Annotated in this window: 17 protein-coding genes; 9 read left to right on the forward strand and 8 right to left on the reverse strand. The window is 66.9% G+C overall.

Features of this window, described 5'->3' with window-relative positions:
- Nucleotides 1–48 precede the first annotated feature (48 nt).
- The gene (locus tag AMA02S_RS35175) at nucleotides 49–879 is read right to left on the reverse strand and encodes an LLM class F420-dependent oxidoreductase (protein ID WP_067467787.1); all 831 of its coding nucleotides are present in this window, start codon (nucleotides 877–879) and stop codon (nucleotides 49–51) included.
- 535 nt (nucleotides 880–1,414) lie between these two features.
- On the opposite strand from AMA02S_RS35175, the gene AMA02S_RS35180 reads away from it, so the two are divergent.
- Nucleotides 1,415–2,878, forward strand: a complete 1,464-nt coding sequence (locus tag AMA02S_RS35180; RefSeq protein ID WP_067467790.1) for an MFS transporter — start codon at nucleotides 1,415–1,417, stop codon at nucleotides 2,876–2,878.
- 22 nt (nucleotides 2,879–2,900) lie between these two features.
- On the opposite strand, the gene AMA02S_RS35185 is transcribed toward AMA02S_RS35180, so the two are convergent.
- Nucleotides 2,901–3,515: a TetR/AcrR family transcriptional regulator gene (locus AMA02S_RS35185; RefSeq protein ID WP_067467793.1), complete on the reverse strand. Its 615-nt coding sequence runs from the start codon at nucleotides 3,513–3,515 to the stop codon at nucleotides 2,901–2,903.
- 457 nt (nucleotides 3,516–3,972) lie between these two features.
- Here AMA02S_RS35185 and AMA02S_RS35190 point away from each other — a divergent pair, with 457 nt between their 5' ends.
- Complete coding sequence (locus tag AMA02S_RS35190) at nucleotides 3,973–4,806, forward strand: alpha/beta fold hydrolase (protein ID WP_067467795.1); 834 nt, start codon at nucleotides 3,973–3,975, stop codon at nucleotides 4,804–4,806.
- 168 nt (nucleotides 4,807–4,974) lie between these two features.
- On the opposite strand, the gene AMA02S_RS35195 is transcribed toward AMA02S_RS35190, so the two are convergent.
- Entirely contained in the window at nucleotides 4,975–5,571 is a 597-nt protein-coding gene (locus AMA02S_RS35195; protein ID WP_067467797.1) for a calcium-binding protein, read from the reverse strand.
- A 395-nt stretch (nucleotides 5,572–5,966) separates the two neighbouring features.
- Here AMA02S_RS35195 and AMA02S_RS35200 point away from each other — a divergent pair, with 395 nt between their 5' ends.
- Together AMA02S_RS35200 and AMA02S_RS35205 are read left to right on the forward strand one after the other, a co-directional pair.
- A complete protein-coding gene (locus tag AMA02S_RS35200) occupies nucleotides 5,967–6,419 on the forward strand; it encodes a cupin domain-containing protein (RefSeq protein WP_067467799.1) in 453 nt (150 codons plus the stop codon).
- A gap of 24 nt (nucleotides 6,420–6,443) precedes the next feature.
- A complete protein-coding gene (locus AMA02S_RS35205) occupies nucleotides 6,444–6,818 on the forward strand; it encodes a nuclear transport factor 2 family protein (protein WP_067467802.1) in 375 nt (124 codons plus the stop codon).
- A 40-nt stretch (nucleotides 6,819–6,858) separates the two neighbouring features.
- Here the strand turns inward: AMA02S_RS35205 and AMA02S_RS35210 are convergent, their stop codons facing one another.
- Nucleotides 6,859–7,503 carry a hypothetical protein gene (locus AMA02S_RS35210; RefSeq protein ID WP_067467805.1) on the reverse strand — a complete coding sequence of 215 codons (645 nt, stop codon included), beginning with the start codon at nucleotides 7,501–7,503 and terminating at the stop codon, nucleotides 6,859–6,861.
- 229 nt (nucleotides 7,504–7,732) lie between these two features.
- Here AMA02S_RS35210 and AMA02S_RS35215 point away from each other — a divergent pair, with 229 nt between their 5' ends.
- Nucleotides 7,733–8,251, forward strand: a complete 519-nt coding sequence (locus tag AMA02S_RS35215) for a Fur family transcriptional regulator (protein WP_067467808.1) — start codon at nucleotides 7,733–7,735, stop codon at nucleotides 8,249–8,251.
- An 878-nt stretch (nucleotides 8,252–9,129) separates the two neighbouring features.
- Here AMA02S_RS35215 and AMA02S_RS35220 read toward each other — a convergent pair.
- Together AMA02S_RS35220 and AMA02S_RS42480 are read right to left on the reverse strand one after the other, a co-directional pair.
- The gene (locus tag AMA02S_RS35220) at nucleotides 9,130–9,684 is read right to left on the reverse strand and encodes a hypothetical protein (protein ID WP_067467811.1); all 555 of its coding nucleotides are present in this window, start codon (nucleotides 9,682–9,684) and stop codon (nucleotides 9,130–9,132) included.
- A 45-nt stretch (nucleotides 9,685–9,729) separates the two neighbouring features.
- Nucleotides 9,730–10,053: a hypothetical protein gene (locus tag AMA02S_RS42480; protein ID WP_157431045.1), complete on the reverse strand. Its 324-nt coding sequence runs from the start codon at nucleotides 10,051–10,053 to the stop codon at nucleotides 9,730–9,732.
- A 222-nt stretch (nucleotides 10,054–10,275) separates the two neighbouring features.
- On the opposite strand from AMA02S_RS42480, the gene AMA02S_RS35225 reads away from it, so the two are divergent.
- From AMA02S_RS35225 to AMA02S_RS35235, 3 genes are read left to right on the forward strand one after another with little or no spacing between them, the layout of a single operon-like run.
- Nucleotides 10,276–11,349: a ferritin-like domain-containing protein gene (locus AMA02S_RS35225; protein ID WP_067467814.1), complete on the forward strand. Its 1,074-nt coding sequence runs from the start codon at nucleotides 10,276–10,278 to the stop codon at nucleotides 11,347–11,349.
- A 40-nt stretch (nucleotides 11,350–11,389) separates the two neighbouring features.
- Nucleotides 11,390–13,672 (forward strand): LodA/GoxA family CTQ-dependent oxidase, encoded by a 2,283-nt coding sequence (locus tag AMA02S_RS43110; protein ID WP_169806954.1) that lies wholly within the window; start codon nucleotides 11,390–11,392, stop codon nucleotides 13,670–13,672.
- Nucleotides 13,669–14,787, forward strand: coding sequence for an NAD(P)/FAD-dependent oxidoreductase (locus tag AMA02S_RS35235; RefSeq protein WP_067467819.1), 1,119 nt, complete (start codon nucleotides 13,669–13,671; stop codon nucleotides 14,785–14,787). The genes AMA02S_RS43110 and AMA02S_RS35235 overlap by 4 nt, the downstream gene beginning before the upstream one ends.
- 327 nt (nucleotides 14,788–15,114) lie before the next feature.
- Here the strand turns inward: AMA02S_RS35235 and AMA02S_RS45205 are convergent, their stop codons facing one another.
- Together AMA02S_RS45205 and AMA02S_RS35245 are read right to left on the reverse strand one after the other, a co-directional pair.
- Nucleotides 15,115–15,552, reverse strand: coding sequence for a DUF397 domain-containing protein (locus AMA02S_RS45205; RefSeq protein WP_084265945.1), 438 nt, complete (start codon nucleotides 15,550–15,552; stop codon nucleotides 15,115–15,117).
- Nucleotides 15,549–16,376 (reverse strand): helix-turn-helix domain-containing protein, encoded by an 828-nt coding sequence (locus AMA02S_RS35245; RefSeq protein WP_084265946.1) that lies wholly within the window; start codon nucleotides 16,374–16,376, stop codon nucleotides 15,549–15,551. Before AMA02S_RS35245 ends, AMA02S_RS45205 begins: the two co-directional genes overlap by 4 nt.
- An 810-nt stretch (nucleotides 16,377–17,186) precedes the next feature.
- Here AMA02S_RS35245 and AMA02S_RS42485 point away from each other — a divergent pair.
- The gene (locus AMA02S_RS42485; RefSeq protein WP_157431047.1) at nucleotides 17,187–17,357 is read left to right on the forward strand and encodes a hypothetical protein; all 171 of its coding nucleotides are present in this window, start codon (nucleotides 17,187–17,189) and stop codon (nucleotides 17,355–17,357) included.
- Nucleotides 17,358–17,404 lie beyond the last annotated feature (47 nt).

Raw genomic sequence — 17,404 nt, forward strand, 5'->3', positions numbered from 1 at the left:
CTCGCCTTCCTACCGCGCGGAAGAGCGAGGACGGGGTGGGCCAGGACGCTAGCGCAGTCCTTCCGTGAAACCCGTGAGCTCGTCCAGGGCACGCAGCGAGTCGGACTCGGGTGCGGTGGGGAGCAGGAGCCCGATCCGTTCGACGCCCGCGGCGGCGAGCTCCGCCACCGCGGCGGCGTCGGCGTTCAGCCCGCAGAGTGTGATCGGGACGTCGGGACGGCCCTGCTCGGCCAGCAGGGCGGCGGCGCGCCGGATCTCGGCCGGCGGGGTCGCGGCGCGGGGCAGCCATCCGTCGCCGTGCCGGGCTAGCCGGGCCAGCGCCGCGGGGCTCTCGCCGCCGATGTAGATCGGCGGATGCGGCCGCCGCACCGGCTTCGGCCAGAGATGGATCGGGTCGAAGTCCACGTGGTCACCGTGGAACTCGGCCTCGTCCTGCGTCCAGATCGCCTTGATCGCCGCCAACTGCTCGTTGAGGAGGGCGCCCCGCGCACCGGGGTCGATCCCGTGGTTGCACATCTCCTCCCGATTCCAGCCGACGCCGACACCGAGAATCACACGGCCGCCGGAGAGCAGGTCCAGGGTCGCCACTTCCTTGGCGGTGTGGATCGTGTCCCGCTGCGGGAGAAGCGAGATGGCGGTGCCGAGCAGCAGCTCGGAGGTCACCGTCGCGGCCGCGGTGAGCGCCAGGAACGGGGCCAGGGTGCGATAGTAGGGCCGCGGCAGGTCGGCGCGGCCCTGCCAGAGGGTCTCGCGAGCGACCGGAATATGCGAATGCTCGGCGATGAACAGTGAGTCGAAACCGCGCTCCTCGGCCGCCGTCGCCAATACCTCCGGCCGGATGCCTTCGTCGGTCAATAGCGTGTAGATGCCGAACTTCATGCAGTCACCGGGCCTTGTCGTCTGTGTGCCTATTCCTCCGGCAAGACCGAACCGGATTCACCGGGGGCGGCATCATGAATTTCCGTTGATCGACGTGCTTGATCTTACGCCGGCGGTTACCGGACAGCAACGCGCAAACAGCGGAGAAACACAAGGTCAAGGGTTGACACCTCGCACCTCAGCTGCAATCGTATTCATACGACCGACCGGTCGGTCGTATGGACCGAGGCTTGGTGGCGCCGCCGCCCACAAGGCGGGCGCCAGCTGCGTTTCCACACCGGTGGCCGCACAACCGCCGCAGCTGGAACGTCCACACGTGATCAACGTGGGCTAACGTCAGGGTCGCCGCCGTCAAAGACGATTCCGGCGACCTCCAGGGCGCTGCTCCGGGGGCTCAGCGCATTCGTGCGCCGGCGCGCGAAACGTCATGTCCGGAGGGTGGTAAATTCCGGACGATAACGCTTTCCACGCGCACGGTAAGTGGTCGCGAGACCGTCGTCTGACGGTCCGCCACGCCGTTGGAAAGGAAATGCGGATGGTCCCTGGAACGGCACCCGCAAAGGACACATCCACGAAGGGCAAGCTAAAGATCGCGGCCGCCGCGCTGGCGGCGTCCAGTATCGAGAACTACGACTTCTTCATCTACGGAACCGCTGCGGCACTGGTCTTTCCGGACCTGTTCTTTCCCGGCCAGAGTCCGCTCGCCGGGGCGCTGCTGTCCTTCTCCACGTTCGCGATCGGATTCATCGCTCGGCCGGTCGGAGCGGTGATCTTCGGTCACCTCGGTGACGTCCACGGCCGCAAGAAGTCCCTCGTCATGGTGCTCCTGACGATGGGCCTCGGCACCACGCTGATCGGCGTGCTACCGACCTACGACACCATCGGTCCCGCGGCCCCCTTGTTCCTGGTCCTGCTCCGGCTCGTCCAGGGGATCGCGCTCGGCGGCCAGACCGGCGGGGTGATCCTGCTGGCGCTGGAGAACGCGCCACCCCACCGTCGCGGCTTCTTCTCCAGCTTCGCCCTCGCCGGCGGGCCCGCGGGGATCCTGGTGGGCAACTTCGCCTTCCTGCTCACTGACGCCCTCACCACGTCGGACTCCTTCGACTCCTGGGGCTGGCGCCTGCCGTTCCTCGCGAGCATCGCGCTGCTCGGCCTGACGCTCTACATCCAGTTCCGGATCGAGGAGACCCGGGCGTTCCAGCGCCTCCAGCGCACCGCGCCGGCCGTTCGGCCCGCGCCCGCCGAGGGCCCGGCGCCGCGGCCCGAACGGCCGGCGTTCCGGGCGTCCCGTTCGCCCGTCCTGGAGGCGCTGCGCCGCTATCCGAAGCAGATCGTCCTCATCGGCGGCGCCTATATCGGCATCAACGTGACCTACTACCTCTTCATGACCTTCGCCATCGCCTACGGCACCAACGACGACATCCTCGACATGCCGAAAAGCAGGGTCCTGGTGGGCGTGCTGGCAGGCGCCGCGGTCCAGCTGGTCATGCTCCCCGTCGCGGGCGCGCTGTCGGACCGTTTCGGACGCCGCGGGATGATGACGACCGGCTCGTTGCTGCTCGGAGTATGGGCGTTCCTTTTCTGGCCGCTGCTCAACACCGAGTCGCCCGCCCTCATCGTCTTCGCGTTCGTCGTCGGGCTGGGGGTGCTGCACACGACCATGTACGCCCCGCAAGGCGCGTTCTTCGCCGAGACCTTCCCGACCGCGACGCGTTATTCGGCGATGTCGCTGAGCATCCAGATCGCCTCGGTGATCGGCGGGGCGCTGGCACCGCTCATCGCGACGTCCCTGTACGCCTGGACCGGATCGTGGGTGGCCATCGCGGTCTACATGGCCGGGGTCTGCCTCATCACCGTCGTCTCTGTGCTCCTGCTCCAGGAGACCTACCGGAGCGACATCGAGGACCCGGCCGCCGACAAGGCCGTCGAGGCATCGGCCGGAGGGCCGGTCGGGGAATCCCCGGGTCCGGACGAGGCGGGCACGATGAGCCCCGCCTGACGCTCCTCAGGGCCGCAGTCCCTCAGGGTCGCAGCCCCCGATAGGCGTAATCCCAGAAAGCGTCGGCGATCTCCTCGTGCGTGAGCTTCCCATCCGAGTGGTACCACTGGTACGCCCAGTTGCTCATGCCGAATATCGCGAGACTGAACAGCTTGGTATCGACGTCCCGGAAGGTTCCCGTGGCGATGCCGTCCCGGACGACGTCCTCGACCATGGCCTCGTATCGGGCTCGCTTTTCGGTGGCGACGGCGAGGTCGGCATCGGGAAGCTCGCGGTGGTTCTCGAAGAACACCCGGCACTGGCCGCGCCTGGTGGCGATGTTCTCGAGAAAGTCGTGAATGACACCGCGCAGCAACTCGACCGGCTCGATTCCCTGGGCGACGCGGGCGCGGTGCGCGTCGATCAGACCGTCGATCAGCTCCTCGTGCATGTACCACAGGAGTTCCGACTTACTGCGGAAGTAGTGATACAGAGTGGGCTTGCCGATTCCGACGGCGGCGGCGATGTCGTCCATCGAGGCGCCGGCGTACCCCAGTTTCTCAAAGAGGTCGGCGGCGATCCGGATGATCTCCGCGCGGCGCTCGTCCTTGGACATCTGCCGCCGCCTCGACCGCCGCACCGAATCAGCTTCCGACATCCGCGTCCACTCCGCATCACTGGGGAATATCAAGGGGCGAGCCAACCTCATGAGCCGGAGGAGGGCTCCCGCCTGATAGCTCGATCCTGAAGTATACCAGGATGCTCACAATTACCTGACCGTCTACCGGCCGGCCACCGGCTAAAAGGATCCGCCCCGTACTTATCGGAGCAATGCCCGGGAAGCCACTCGCATTAACGCGTGACCGGCGCTATACGCGAGGCGGCCGCGCCATCCCCATGCCGGGTTCCTGCCAAGGTCCCGGGCTGCCCCAGCACGGACCAGACGATCGCCCTCACTCCTCCCATGACGACATGGTATTGATGGATCTCGGCCCTACTGTCGGAATCCGACCCTTCATCCAGCTCACCCCTTCCAGAAGGCACGAATAATCCCCTGTTCAAAGCGGTGGCGAGCGTCAGCCTGATACCGACCGTCACAAAGGAGTGCCGAGTCCGTGACCTCTCCCCCGCTGCTTCTTCTCCACGGCTTCTGGTTCGGTTCCTGGTGCTGGAGCGAGGTCATCGCTCACGTGGCGGGTACCGGTCGTCCGACCCTCGCGGTGGACATGGCGGGACATGGACTGCGCGCCCGCTGGCCCAGGTGCCTCACCAGCCGCCCGTTCGCTCCCGAAGCCCTGGCCACCGAGATCTCACCGGTGGCCGATGTGGACCTCGACCAGGCGGGCGACCTGTTGGTGTCGCAGATCAGACAACTCGGCTGCGGCGCCCCGGTGACGGTGGTGGCCCACAGCATGGGCGGCACCGTCCTCACACGGGCGGCACAGCAGGTACCCGAACTGGTGGCGCACGCGGTGTACCTGACCGCCTTCATGCCCGCATCGGGAATCTCCGCCGACGCCTACAGCCGGATGCCCGAGAACGCGAGCGGCCTCGTCGGGCCGGCCCTTCGCGCCGATCCCGCGACGATCGGGGCACTGCGCTTCGATCTCGCTTCGAACGACCCCGCATATCGCGCGTTGCTCCGGAAGGCGTTCTTCGAGGACATCGATCCGGTCGTCGCCGAGGCCGCCCTCGGCCTGCTGACGCCCGACGCTCCGAGGGGCATCGCGCTCGGCGTCACCCGGCTGACCGCCGAGGGCTGGGGTCGCGTCCCTCGTACCTACGTCACCTGCGCACAGGACTGGGCGCTCCGTCCCGACCTTCAGCGAAGGCTCATCGCCGAGGCCGATGCCGCCTTCCCCGACAACCCGACCACCGTCGTGGAACTCGACTCCTCGCATTCACCGTTCCTGTCGATGCCGGCCGCGGTGGCCGGCATCGTCACGTGACCTGGTGAAAAACCGTCCGGCACCACCCCGTCGATCAGGGGCACCGCCGGACGGCGCTGCGGCATGTTCTCTCCGCACTGTGTTTCAAACCGGCATTCAGTCGGAAGTCGGGAGCCCGTCACCGGACATGCTCGCTGGGAGCTGGCTGATCATGAGAGCTGGCAGAATCTAGGAACCGGCTTCGCAGTTGACCGTGAATGCGGAACCGTCCCCGCCGTTGCACGTGTCGTAGCCGGGCCCGCCGTCGATGATGTCGTGACCGCCGCCGCCGTCGATGACGTCGTTGCCGTCGCCGCCCCAGAGGTTGTCGTTCCCGTCCTCGCCCTTGAGCTTGTCGTCACCGTCATGACCGATCAGGTTGTCGGTGCCCGCGTTTCCGTTGAGGTAGTCGGGAGCGGTGCCGCCGATGAGGGTGTCGGCCCCGGTCCCACCGCGTGCGGAGACCGATCCCGTCGGCTGGACCACGAAGGAACCGATCCAGTCGTTCTCCCCGTCTCCGCAGGCCACCACGTCCGACCCGAAGGGGCCGTCACTGATCTGGTCGAGGAACACCCGGTCATCGCCGGCCAGGGTGGTGATGACCTGACCGTTGGACGCCCAGATGTTGTCGTTCTGGGCCGTCCCGGTGACGGTGACGGTCAGCGGCTGTCCGGTCCGCTCGTCCAGGCAGGTCGCGGCCGCGGCCGACGCCGGGCCGGCCGCGCCGACCGGACTCAGCGCCGCGCCGAGCAGCGTCAGCGTTCCGAGAATCGTTCGGAGCTGCATCAGTCCGTTCTCCTTTCGGCGCCGATCGATCGTCGACGCCACCCCCAATTCGCGCCAAGGCACCCCCGGAAAACAAGTATGTTGACCGAATTCGGACAATGATAGTTGATCACCTCCGAATGGTTTGTGAACTGTCACAAATAGATAAGTCACAGAGATCGCTTCTTTTACCGGGAATGATGAAGGCCACCATCCGTCCAGCAGCCCGTTCGTTGGACCTTGTTGGACAGCGGCCACGATTCCAGAAGCGACGTAAAGACCAGAACAAAAAGGGGGAGCCAAGGGTCGGCCAGAAATCATCTCCAGCGACCGCGGCCCGGCCCGCCGTCCCCGAGGCGCACGATCCGTGCCGTCTCGGTGACAATGGGGCGGGAGACCCGGTCGAGGGGAGAGTGATGTCGACACTGACGGCGAGGGGCGCGGCGACGAGACTCGTGGCACCGGCCCTCGGCGGTGTGATGGTCGTGGCCGCCGCACAGGGAACGGCCGCGGCGACGCCGTCGTCTGGCGTGACCGGGACGACCGTCGCGCAACGGACGGTGGCCGGCACCGACTATGTCGTCCGCGAAGTCGTGATCGCACCCGGCGGAAGCACCGGCTGGCACTACCACGACGGAACGGTGCGCGGGCTGGTGAGACAGGGCACGCTCACCCACAATCTCGCCGACTGCTCCGTGGACGGGACGTACCGGGCCGGCGACGTGATCGTCGAACCCGCGGGCTCCGGCCACCGGCACGTCGGACGCAACCTCGGCTCCGTCCCGATCGTGCTCACCGTGCTCTACACACTGCCCCATGGCAGCCCGTTCGCCGAAGACGCCCCGAATCCCGGATGCGGCTTCCAATGACGCCCCGTTGACTATGATCGGAGAGTGACGCACGACGCCCCTCACGTCCAGGCCGTGGACGCCTTCATCGCGGCGGCCAACGCGAACGATCCCGTCGAGCGGGCGACGCTGCTGAGCAGCGCGCTCACGGCCGACGTCATCTTCTGGGGGCCGCTCGGCCGCAGTGTCGGCCGCCAGGCCGTCGAGGACTTCATCACCGAGGTCGTCCAGGGGCACCCGGCGGCCCCCTGCCGGATGGTGCGCACGACCCGGGTCGACGCGCCCGAGGAGTGGGCGCGCTTCGGCTGGCGCTACGAGGGCGGCGACGGCCACGCCCTGCTGTCGGGAACGGACATGGTCCATGTCTCCGCTGCCGGGGAGATCGACCAGATCGTGGTGTTCGCCGGGTCTCTGGAGTAGCCGAGCACGAGTTCAGGCCCGATGTCCGCGGCCTTCCCGATCAGCTCTCCGGTGAGTCCGTACGTTTGCGCTCCAGCCCGCGGACGAAACGGTGCAGGCCATCGGCCAGAAGACCGGGGCCCGGCGGTCGTTCCGGGCCCAGGGCCGGGTCGGTGGACTCGTCGTAATACCCGCCCACGGAGACCGTCACCCGCGGCATGATCGCACGCACCGCGCGCACCAGTGCGTCCTCGTCGAGGCGCACCCCCGACAAGGCGGTGCGCTCCGGTGCACCATCCAGCAGGTCCACCTGCACCCACCGGGTGACATCGACGCGGTGGGGTCCGTCGTCCGGCACCGCACGCATGACCTCCAGCTCGTACACGCGGATCTGGGTGATGCGGCTCCACGGATAGGTCCGGCTGCCTCCCGCACGCGGGCCGAAGCCGCCGAGCACCACTCCGGCGGCGTCCACCCGCAACGCCACCTGCCGACGCAGCACCGGCCGGACCTGGCGTAGCAACAGCCCTGATACCAGTACCAGGAACAAGGGCCCGACCACGTACATGAGGCGGTCCCCACCCGGGTTGATCACCGTGCCCGCCAGGACGAGCACCGCGATGGCGGCCAGCCCGATCGCGCCGCGGAGCCGGCCGCGCCAGCCGTACCGGACCTCGTACCCGGCGCTCCGTTGATCTCTCACCATGTCGTGTCCTCGCCGATCTCTCGTGGACCCCTTCGTACCGAAGTCTCGGCCGCCGGCCCGGGCGGAAATGACGCATTCGCGGACGTGATCACGGTACGCGGCCCGGCCTCACCGCACCGGCACTTCGCGTCCAGCGGCACCATGCCGCCGCGGACGGTCGCGGTGACGCCGGCGCGGAGGCAGACCCGCCCTATTGCGAACCTTTCGCAGCTGCCTCAAGAATGCGGCAATGGTCACCCCTCCCGATGCCTGCCGCGTGCCTCCCGCGCGGCGGCTCGCCTGGGCGACGGATCGGCTGCGGGCCGCCGTCCGCCGCAGTACCCGTCCCCGGCGCCTCCTGCTCGACGTCCTCGCCCATGCCGACGGGCACCTGACCGTTGAGACCATCCACCGGCACGCGTCTGCGAAGGGTCCGCTGGACCTGTCGACGAGCTACCGCACGATGACCGTCTTCGAACGCCTGCGGCTCGTGCACACGGTGATGATCGGCGGCCGCACCACCTACGGACTCGCCGACCATCCGCACGCGCACGCGGTATGCGACCGCTGCGCGCGCGTCACCGCCCTGCGCGGACACGAGTGGCACCAGGTCTCGATGGCCGCACGCAGCCGGCTGAAGGGCTTCACCTGCGACGGGATCATCATCCGCGGCGCCTGCCACGACTGCGCTGACGTCCTCGGTGATCTACCCGAGGTCAAGGACCTCCTCCTCGAGTGCGGCGAGCCACGGGTCAACGACGGGACCTAGCCCGCGGGCGGGGTGGACCGTGCACCACCCACTGCTCAGCGTCAGGGATAGTGCGCACGGGCCGCCCGGCGCAGAGCTCCGGCCACGACATCGTTGACGTCGCCCAGACTGAGGGTCTGCTCCACGGCCTGACCGGTTCACGGGGCCATTCGCGCTCGCGGTCGGGCTGCATCTGCTGCGGCGCGTGCTCGTCGTCACCGATCAGGTCGTCCTAGCCCTCGTCGTCGGTGGGCGTCGGCGGCCGACCTACCGCGGGCCCAGGGGAAGGCCGCGCGCAGGCGCCGCCATAGAACGCGAGGGTGAGGGGCCTCCCGATGGTCTGCTCGCAGTGCTCCAGCGACCGCCCCGCGTCACCCGAGCACATTCTCGATGTCGCAGCAAAGAGCCGGATCGGACGACCTCACCGCCGAAGGCACAGCCGATCGGACGTACCCCTCCCAGCTGCGCGCTGGGCCGCCACCGCCGTGCCACGGCGCGGCCACTACCTGGAACGTGGCCCAACGCCACCGGTCGTCCGGCTCCCACTCCTCCGGGTCGTGACGCCCGTGCCGGGTGGCGGTGACTCGCGGCGTAGCAGCAACCACTGCGACGCCGCGCCGTCAAGGTCATGTCGGCTGCGTGGACGCCAAGCGCCGCGTACAAGGCGTGGTGGCGGACGTATCTGGTCTGTGAGGAGATCGCCGGCACCAGGAGGTCGGCGTCCCCCAGTCCCGCCGCACCTCTTTACTCGATTCCGGGGCACAACAGGACCGCCCGCCCCTGCCATGAACCCTGTTCTCGATTCTCAAGAGAATCTACGCAAGAGGCCCGGCAGCGCCCGTGATTCCACACAAGTCACCGAACTATGCCATAGCATCGTCCCGGCAGACCTGAATAGATTAATCCACCTCGTTCATGGCATCCTGGTCGACGAGCAATCCGGCCTCCCGGATGTCGGCGATCAGCATCTCGCCGTAACTCTCACCCGCCTCGTCGACGGCGGGGAAGACTTCGGTTTCCTCGTTCTTGTAGTCAACGGTCGCGCGGCCGTCGACTGCCGCGAGCAGGTGCGGCAACCACTCGGCGTCGAAGGTGAGCGCCGTCTTCTTGGTGAACGAGGTGAGGCTGGAGCCGTCCGAGCCGGAAGGGGCCGAGAGCTTCTTACGGTTCTTGTTCTCCAGCCACTGCTTGCCCGCCTTCCAGTCGCTCTCCTTCCCCATCTTCTTGAGGTAGCGGATCGCGCCGTAGAAGTCGTCCTTCATGGCGAACCGGACAACCCGGACACCGCGCTCGCCCTTGTGCTCCTCGGCGAAGTAGTCGGAGTGGTCCGACAGCACGAAACTGATACTCACTCCGCCCTCGTCATCGGTCGCGTTGAACGAAGTGATCTTGCCTGTCTTGTCCACCCTGATCTTGTAGGACCCTGCCCGTTCGACCCGATAGGCCATCACCATGTTGGCCCTCCCCTCCACGGCCCTCAATATCGCGTCAAAGGGAGATCAACTCAATCGCGAGAGGGTGAGATGGCCCACCAGAACAACGTCCGAAATCGGCCACGACGAGAACCACGCCCACTGCCTGTGGACACCGTATGATTTCCGCGCGAACAAGCTTTTGCGTTTTTCCCTCACACAGCTTTCGCGCCCGTCCAGCTGCGCCGCCAGTGACATCGGTACAACGCTGTCGGCGGCTTCGCGCGCTCGCTGCGTCAGAAACTCGCAGACCTCGTCTCGTCCGGTGGACTTGCGATGACGGTGAATATCAGGAAGCGCTCTGCTCGCTTCCGCGACGACGGCGCACCCTGCGGTGATCGGCACGTCCACGCGACGGTGGGCTCGACCACCTGACCGAGGTGACCCGCGGCTGGAAGGGCGCGGCGCCGTAAGCACCGTGCCGGTCCCGAACACAAGCAACAGGGCCGTGCGACGTCCCGTGCTTGGCGAAACGTTCACCCCAGCTATCCCTGCCCGCGCGGTTGGTCGAGGGCCAGAGCGGTTAGAGCCTGGAGGGGGCACGGTGCATCGCAAGGAAAGGACGCGTTCGTCATGGCCACGCTGATCGAGGAGATCTCAGCGCATCTCAAGGTGCCCGAGGCGGAACGGAACATCGACTGGTTGCGCAAGAGCCTCCAGTCGGCCGTCGCCGTGGAACTGGCGACGATCCCGCCCTATCTCTATGGCATGTGGTCGATCAAGGACAGTTCATCAGAGGTCTACGGACATATAAGAACCATCGTGCTACAGGAAATGTTGCACATGGGCCTAGCGTGCAACCTCCTCTCGGCCCTCGGTGGCCATCCCGAGGTCTCAGCGGCGGCCCAGCCCTATCCCACGGGACTTCCCGGGCAGATCCGGCAGCAGCTCTCCGTCCACCTCCAAGGGCTGGCCCCGACCCCGAAGGATCCGGCGGACGTGGTGAAGCAGGTCTTCATGGAGATCGAGATGCCCGAGCATCCGGTGGCCTTCGCCCCCTCCGACTTTGCGAAGGGGGCCGAGTCCTTCCCCACCATCGGAGTCTTCTACGAGGCGATCAAAAGGCGTCTGAACGAGTTGCGTCCACCGCCCGCATTCGGCGGGATACAGATGGAAGAGCCGCTCACCGAACTATTCAAGATCAGCACGGTCGCGGACGCGAACAAGGCCATCGACCTCATCATCGACCAGGGCGAAGGCAGGCCCGAGCAGAGCGGTCGGACCGACCTGGACACATTCCCGGCCGACCAGAATCCGGCTCATGTGGCCCACTACTACCGTTTCAAGGAGATCTGGACCGGCCGTCATCTCCGCTACGATTCCACCGCCAAGAAGTGGACGTTCGACGGACCTGAGATGAAGCGGCCCGCCGTCCACTCACTGGAGCGGATGCCGCCGACGGGCGTACCGGCCACCGATCCGGAACTCCGGAAACGGCTCGATGAGTGCAATACCACCTACCACCGGATCCTGAGCGGTCTCGAATCCGCCTGGAAGACCGGGAATCCGGGGGATCTCCAGCAGGCCGTGGAGGAAATGAGAAACCTGGAGGCCGGAGCAGCCGACGTCATCGAGTACCAGGTCAGCCGAGAATTCCCGAAGGTCTACGGTCCAGAGTTCAAGCCCCCCATCGGAACATCGCACTGATCCACCCGAAACACGGCAGCAGCGACACATCCTGCGTTCCATGCCAGAGGGGCAGACAATGGCCGACATCAACATCGCCGACGTCAAGACCGTCCGGATTCATCCGGCCATCGGAATCGCACGGGTCGGTGACAGCGACGAGTACTTCCTCGGTCCCGAGATTCCCGGTGCTCCCCCGGAGCCGTCCGGCGGCACCTTGGAGGCCAAGTTCAAGGACTCCCAGGGTCGCGTCAAACGGCAGGCCGCGCGGTTCCGGTGTTTCGGCTACGACGACAGCGGCGGATACACCGAGCTCACCGGAAAGGCCGAGGTGACCGTCGAGTGGGAGGTCACCCTGGCCAACAAGAAGGCCGCGGCCCTGGAGTTCCTGGGCGAGGACCGACGCAATCCCGGGCAGCCGGAGAACGATCTGATCATATCGCCGGGTGCCCGCGGCATCATCGGCCGGAAGACGACGCAGCCACCGACCCCGGTCCCCTTCGACAACGGCCGGGTGCGCTTCGTGCAGGACAACATCCCGCACGAGATCAAGAACATCTATCTGGGCGAGCTGCGCACCGACGAGAACGGCTGTCTCCTGGTGCTGGGTGGCCGGGGTCTGTCGCAATCCCATCCGCGAGCCGATCAGGAGCTCTCGAGCGCGGCCAACAACGACAACTGGTGCGACGACGTCTCCGACGGACCGGTCACGGCCAAGGTCACCGTCAAGGTGGACGGCACGGAGCGCGAGTTCACCGCGACACCGGCCTGGGTGATCACCACTCCGCCGAAGTTCGCACCCGAGCTGGACAGCCCGACCACGCTGTGGGACCAGATCATCTACGCGTTCGGCGTCCAGGCGCCGGACCGGCCGTCCTACGTAAAGGACATCTATCCCGTCCTGCAGAGCCCACGTCTCATGAAAGCGGTGTACCAGGCCGCCAACGGACATCACGGCTGGCAACATCCCGTCACCGTCGAGGCCACCCGCAAGCGCATCTTCAGCAGGATCGGAAACCCCAGAGAGAACGGAACCGGCGGCGGCGGGAGCCTGATGCCCAGGCTGACCGGTCTCGACAGGGAGTACCCCAGCCTCACCCCGCGGCAGTACACGGTCATGGAACGGTGGCGCAACGGCATCTTCGACAATGACTGGAAACCAGAATGGGGGAACGACCGGCCGTCGTACGCGGACGCTCAGATCACGCCTGAGGGCCTGGACCGGGCCGCCTTGCACGCGTGCGTCGGCGCGTCGTTCGTTCCCGGCATCGAGGGCGGCGACTTTCTGATCCAGAAGGACGCCCAGGGAAAGCCCAAGAACTGGAAAGAGCCCTACACGTCACTTCGGTTCGCGGCGCATGTCAAGGCCGGCGACGTCACCGCCCGGATGGCGGTCCCCTGGCAAGCCGACTTCTATGCATGCGGTGACTCCTGGTGGCCGGTTCCGCGGCCGAACGAGGCCGTACCCAAGGGCGGAGGAGGCTACAAGGACTGGGCCAGGAATCTCGACCACGGCGGAGACATGGCAAGGAAGTGGCAGCAGCTGGGCTTCGTGCTGCGCACCAGCACCGGAGAGTTCGTCGAGGTGGCTCGCAGCCTGCCCGAGCGGACCAGGCGGGAGCTGACCCACTTCGCCTTCCCGGTCGAAACGGTCCCCTCGGGGGTGGAACCTCTCTGGCCGAGCTTGGAGCGGCTGGCCGCCGACCACGCTGACACCGCCGTGCTCTCCTTCGGGCAGGCCACGACCCAGAAGGAACAGACCCAGTCCTGGAGGCTCTGGCTGACCGAACTCGACGGGGAACTCACCGTGGAGATTCGTAGTACCGACCTCGACCGGCTGGAGATCAGGCTGGCTCCCCCGCTCGGCGCGAGCCTGGCCCCGGACGACTTCGGTGTCATCACCTCACGCCCGGACGGGCAGCGGCTGAAACTGCGGGTTGAACTGCCCCACCACGTCCACTCCGGTCGCTTTGCCCGGCAGGGCCTGTGGCGTGTCGACGTTCGCGCCGAGCAGGAGGTGATGTACCAGCTCACCGCCACGGCCAAGTCCTTGATCACCTTCCCCGCCGTGATGACCGCCGCCCACGACGGTTCCATCAGCGCGAGCGTCGACTTCACCGGGACCCCGATCGAGAGCGGTGCCGCTGTCGTGCTGCCGCTATCGTCCGGGCGGGAGTTGCAGGAGGCCGTTCTCCACTCCGCCCCGGCTCCCCAGGCCGATCGGGTCGCCGGCCAGGTCGCCGTGAAGCAGGCCCAGTACCTGCGAGTCCAGGTCACCGGGAAGTCGCCGATGGGGCATCCCTTCGTCCGGGAACGCCTGATGCGAACGGACGAGCTTCCTTGACAGTCCGGCCATCGACGGCCGACGTCGTCGTGGTCGGCGGAGGCCCGGCGGGTTCGGCGGTGGCCTGGCACCTGGCCACCGCCGGCGCCGCCGTCACCCTCGTCCACGATCACCGGGACCGGTGGCGGCCGGTGGGCCAGCAACTGTCGGCCGCCGCACGCCCCCTCCTCCAGACCATGGGCGTCCTGGACGCCGTCACCGCCGAATCCGTGCCCGTCCATGAAGCCCGCAGCGCCTGGGTGGGCCCAGAGATCGACTCCCGTCCCGCCATCATCAGCCCGTACGGCCCGCCGCTGGCCGTCGAGCGCCCCCGGCTCGACGTGCTGCTCCGCACCACGGCCCAGGACGCGGGAGCCCACCTCGTCCGTGGTCATGCCCGCGCCTTCGGCGGCACTCATCGAGACAAGGCCACCGCGCAGCGCCCGGCCGGGGATTCCTGGATCGTCGAGGACACGTCCGGAACTCACCACCGGGCTGGCCTGCTCGTCGACGCCACCGGCAGCAGCCGGGCCGTCTCCCGCACCGTCCTGCCCTGGACGTGCCATGATCGCCTGCGCTGCGCCGTATGGAAGGCCACGCCCGCCGATCCGGCGCCGCAGGCGTGGTCACTGGTCGAGGCCGTGCCCGACGGCTGGTGGTACACGGCGCCCGCCCCCGGGGCCGAGGTCGACCGGCTGACCGTCATGAGGGTCGGCGATCTCTCGGGGACGAACGAGATCCCCGGTCCCCCCGTGCACACCGCGCGGCGGCTGGGACGCCCGCTCCCCACCGCAGCCGACTACCGGATCGCGACCATCGGACATGCAAGCCCGCCCTGGGCTCCGAGGCTGATCACCGTGGGTGACGCGGCCGTCGCGGTCGATCCGCTGTCGTCGTCCGGCCTGCACAACGCCCTCCGCCTGGCCGAACCCGCTGCCGCCGCCGCGCTCGCCCTGCTGGACGGCGACACAGGGCCCGCGCATCGATACGCGCAAAAGGTCCATGCCATCGCTGACGACCACCTGAACCAGCGCCGCCACTACCTGAAGCTCACCGGGGCCTCCGATCCCTTCTGGACCCGACATAATCGCCCTGTTGCGGGTCCAGGCGTCCTTCATCCCGTACGGCACCGCTGACCAGGCGACCGACCGGCTCTTCCGCGACCCCGGCCACCGCGGCGTCCGTCCTTCCCCTCTCGTCCCGCCGACGGACCGCGCGTGATGTGAGCGCTCGGGCTCGCCGAGGCGGCAGGTCCGAGGACGTGGCGAGGGCGGCGAGTACAGCCTCGCTCATCCCTCGCAGGCCAAGAGTCTGAGGGGAGGACGGGCACGTTCCGCGAGCGAAGAAGGTCCGCCACCACGCCAGGAGGCCGTCGGACGCCCGGCGGCTCAACCAACGCACCCGCAAAGCGAGAAGCCCCAGCCCGCAGACTTCGACGGGCCGGGGCTCACACTTCTCGGGGGTCAGCCCAGGTCTAGACGTCCGTCCTTGACCCGACCTGCGAACGTCTGCCACGCGGCGGCTCCGAAGACGAGCTTCGGCCCGTCCGGGTCCTTCGAGTCCCGCACGGCAACCGCCGACGCCAAGTCCGCAACCTCGACACACGCCCCGCCGGTATCGGTACTGCGGCTGCTCCTCTGCCAATCTGCCACGGACACCGGAATCATGGGGGCAACCTCGATACATTGGCCGCCCGTGTGGTCACTGTGGCTGCTCTTGCGCCAGCCACCTGACATTGAGACGACTGCTCCAACCTCAACACACGAGCCGCCCGAAGAGTCACTGTGGGTGCTCTTGCGCCATCCCAGTAGCACCGACGCGTTCTCGGCGCACTGACCGCCTGCGTTGTCACCGTGCCTGCCCTTGTACCCTTGCGCAAAGGGCACACTCTGTGCGCTCATAGGCTCTCCAAGATCGTATGGAGCATGTTCAGGGAGTCGTCAGTAGCCAGCGCTGCGCCCCTGATCAAGTCGAAACTTACCTCATACTCCCGGACAGCGTTCGGGTGATCGATGATCTGTCCGCCGACATAACCACCGACGTGCACGACATCGGAGTCATCTCGAAAGCTCATGATCGTAAATGCTCCCGCCAGCCCCGCATATGCACCCTTGGCAGTGGGGACGATCTGAAGAGTTACGTGCGGCAGCTCCGCCACGGAGATGAGATGCTGAACCTGCCCTCCCATCACATCCGCGTTTCCGACCGGTCGACGGATCGCACCCTCGTCAAAGATCGCGACGATGTGCGGCGGTGTCGCACATTTGAGGATGGACTGCCTCTCCATCCTGGTAGCGACCAACTGCTCAACAGCCTCGGATGCCTTGCCCAGCCTCAGTACCTCGTAGGCGTACTCGGGCGTCTGAAAGAGTCCGGTGATGACCATGGCCTCAAAGATGTGCATTAGATCGGCCTTGGCCTCTCGCTCGATGAAGTCGGGGAAACCTGGTGGCAGCACGGCGAGGCGCCCGAAGCGCTGGGTCCACTCCCAGATGCGGTAGAACGTCCCATTGGTCTTGAAGCAGGTGTCGCAGTCCTTGGCGAAGTCCTCAGAAGGACCGTTTTGGCCAGACTCGATCTGACCGATCCATTGAGGGGTGTATCCGAGCTTTTCGGCGAGTTGTGGCCGGGATAGGCCGACGGATTCTCGATGTGCACGCAGCTCGGCACCGAAGTATTCGACCGGAGAGGAAGGGACACCCGGGTCACGGGGACGGCGTGGCATGGCAGCTCTCCAAGATCCGAAGTCGGGGCGGCTTTCTAGTCGCACTGGAGGGGTTTCCCTCGCTGGCTTTCTCTCTCTTCCTGACGATAACCCGATCACTGCATGATGTGGAGCGATAACAGAGAGAAACCGCAGTGAGAATTCGGGGTGATCATGAACACGCCCATCAACCCCGCCGACCAGGCGTTGGCGCAGCTCCGCCACGACTTCCAAGGACATCGGATCTGGCGTGCGACACGCCAAGGCGGACTACTCGGCGACTGGGTCGCCACTCTGCACGACCCTAATGCCGGTGTAGAAGCGACCGTCGTACGTGACAGCGCGGAAGAGCTTCGCGAGGCTCTCACCACCGAACGCAGTCGCGTGATAGGCCGCGCAACCGGTCAACCCAGTAAGTGGGAGCGCTTCTAAGTGAGATGGGTCGAACCGAAGAGCTGGAACTCCGCGTTCCCCGCACCGTCCATTACGGTCCATCTCGACCGACTTGCACAAGAATGCGTTCGGGCGGGGTGGAAAGTCGTCCCTCTCTACGCCGAGTTACACCCGCTCCTCCGCGTCCTCCATCCGGCTGTGCCCCACTTCGGAGAGAGCATCACACTCGTCCCCGGATCGACGTCCGGCATCTGGTGGTACCGGTCGAGCACAGGCGAGGACCTGGCCCCGCACGACAACCCAACTCAGGCGGCAGCGAAGATCACACGAAGACTCGCCCCGTACGTCACGGCCGCGCTTGCGGCCAGGGCACACCGCCACCAGGCGACGGACGCATCTCGTCCGACTTCCCCGCCTGAGCTTGCTCCATCCCACCCGGTGACGGTCTCGGAGCTACAAGAGCAGTACCCCGGCGTCGTCTGCTGGTGGGGCCTCGCCACCTGCGAGTGGTGGGCACTCATTCCCGATGGGATGCAATGGAAGATCGTCAACGCATCCACTCCCGACGGCCTCATCCACGCCGTCGTCAGGACCTGCTCCGGCAGGTAGCCCAGTCGTCGCGTGGCGGGGAGGGTTTCCGTCCTTCCCTTTCCTTC

Source organism: Actinomadura macra NBRC 14102 (assembly GCF_001552215.1).
Taxonomy (GTDB): domain Bacteria; phylum Actinomycetota; class Actinomycetes; order Streptosporangiales; family Streptosporangiaceae; genus Spirillospora; species Spirillospora macra.

Excerpts from the sequence above, each read along its gene's own strand:
- AMA02S_RS35195 (WP_067467797.1), bottom strand. The coding sequence starts at position 5,571 with ATGCAGCTCCGAACGATTCTCGGAACGCTGACGCTGCTCGGCGCGGCG.
- AMA02S_RS45205 (WP_084265945.1), bottom strand. The coding sequence starts at position 15,552 with ATGAGCGCACAGAGTGTGCCCTTTGCGCAAGGGTACAAGGGCAGGCAC.
- AMA02S_RS35185 (WP_067467793.1), bottom strand. The coding sequence starts at position 3,515 with ATGTCGGAAGCTGATTCGGTGCGGCGGTCGAGGCGGCGGCAGATGTCC.
- AMA02S_RS35175 (WP_067467787.1), bottom strand. The coding sequence starts at position 879 with ATGAAGTTCGGCATCTACACGCTATTGACCGACGAAGGCATCCGGCCG.
- AMA02S_RS35210 (WP_067467805.1), bottom strand. The coding sequence starts at position 7,503 with ATGGTGAGAGATCAACGGAGCGCCGGGTACGAGGTCCGGTACGGCTGG.
- AMA02S_RS35215 (WP_067467808.1), top strand. The coding sequence starts at position 7,733 with ATGGTCACCCCTCCCGATGCCTGCCGCGTGCCTCCCGCGCGGCGGCTC.
- AMA02S_RS35225 (WP_067467814.1), top strand. The coding sequence starts at position 10,276 with ATGGCCACGCTGATCGAGGAGATCTCAGCGCATCTCAAGGTGCCCGAG.
- AMA02S_RS43110 (WP_169806954.1), top strand. The coding sequence starts at position 11,390 with ATGCCAGAGGGGCAGACAATGGCCGACATCAACATCGCCGACGTCAAG.
- AMA02S_RS35220 (WP_067467811.1), bottom strand. The coding sequence starts at position 9,684 with ATGGTGATGGCCTATCGGGTCGAACGGGCAGGGTCCTACAAGATCAGG.
- AMA02S_RS35200 (WP_067467799.1), top strand. The coding sequence starts at position 5,967 with ATGTCGACACTGACGGCGAGGGGCGCGGCGACGAGACTCGTGGCACCG.
- AMA02S_RS35180 (WP_067467790.1), top strand. The coding sequence starts at position 1,415 with ATGGTCCCTGGAACGGCACCCGCAAAGGACACATCCACGAAGGGCAAG.
- AMA02S_RS35245 (WP_084265946.1), bottom strand. The coding sequence starts at position 16,376 with ATGCCACGCCGTCCCCGTGACCCGGGTGTCCCTTCCTCTCCGGTCGAA.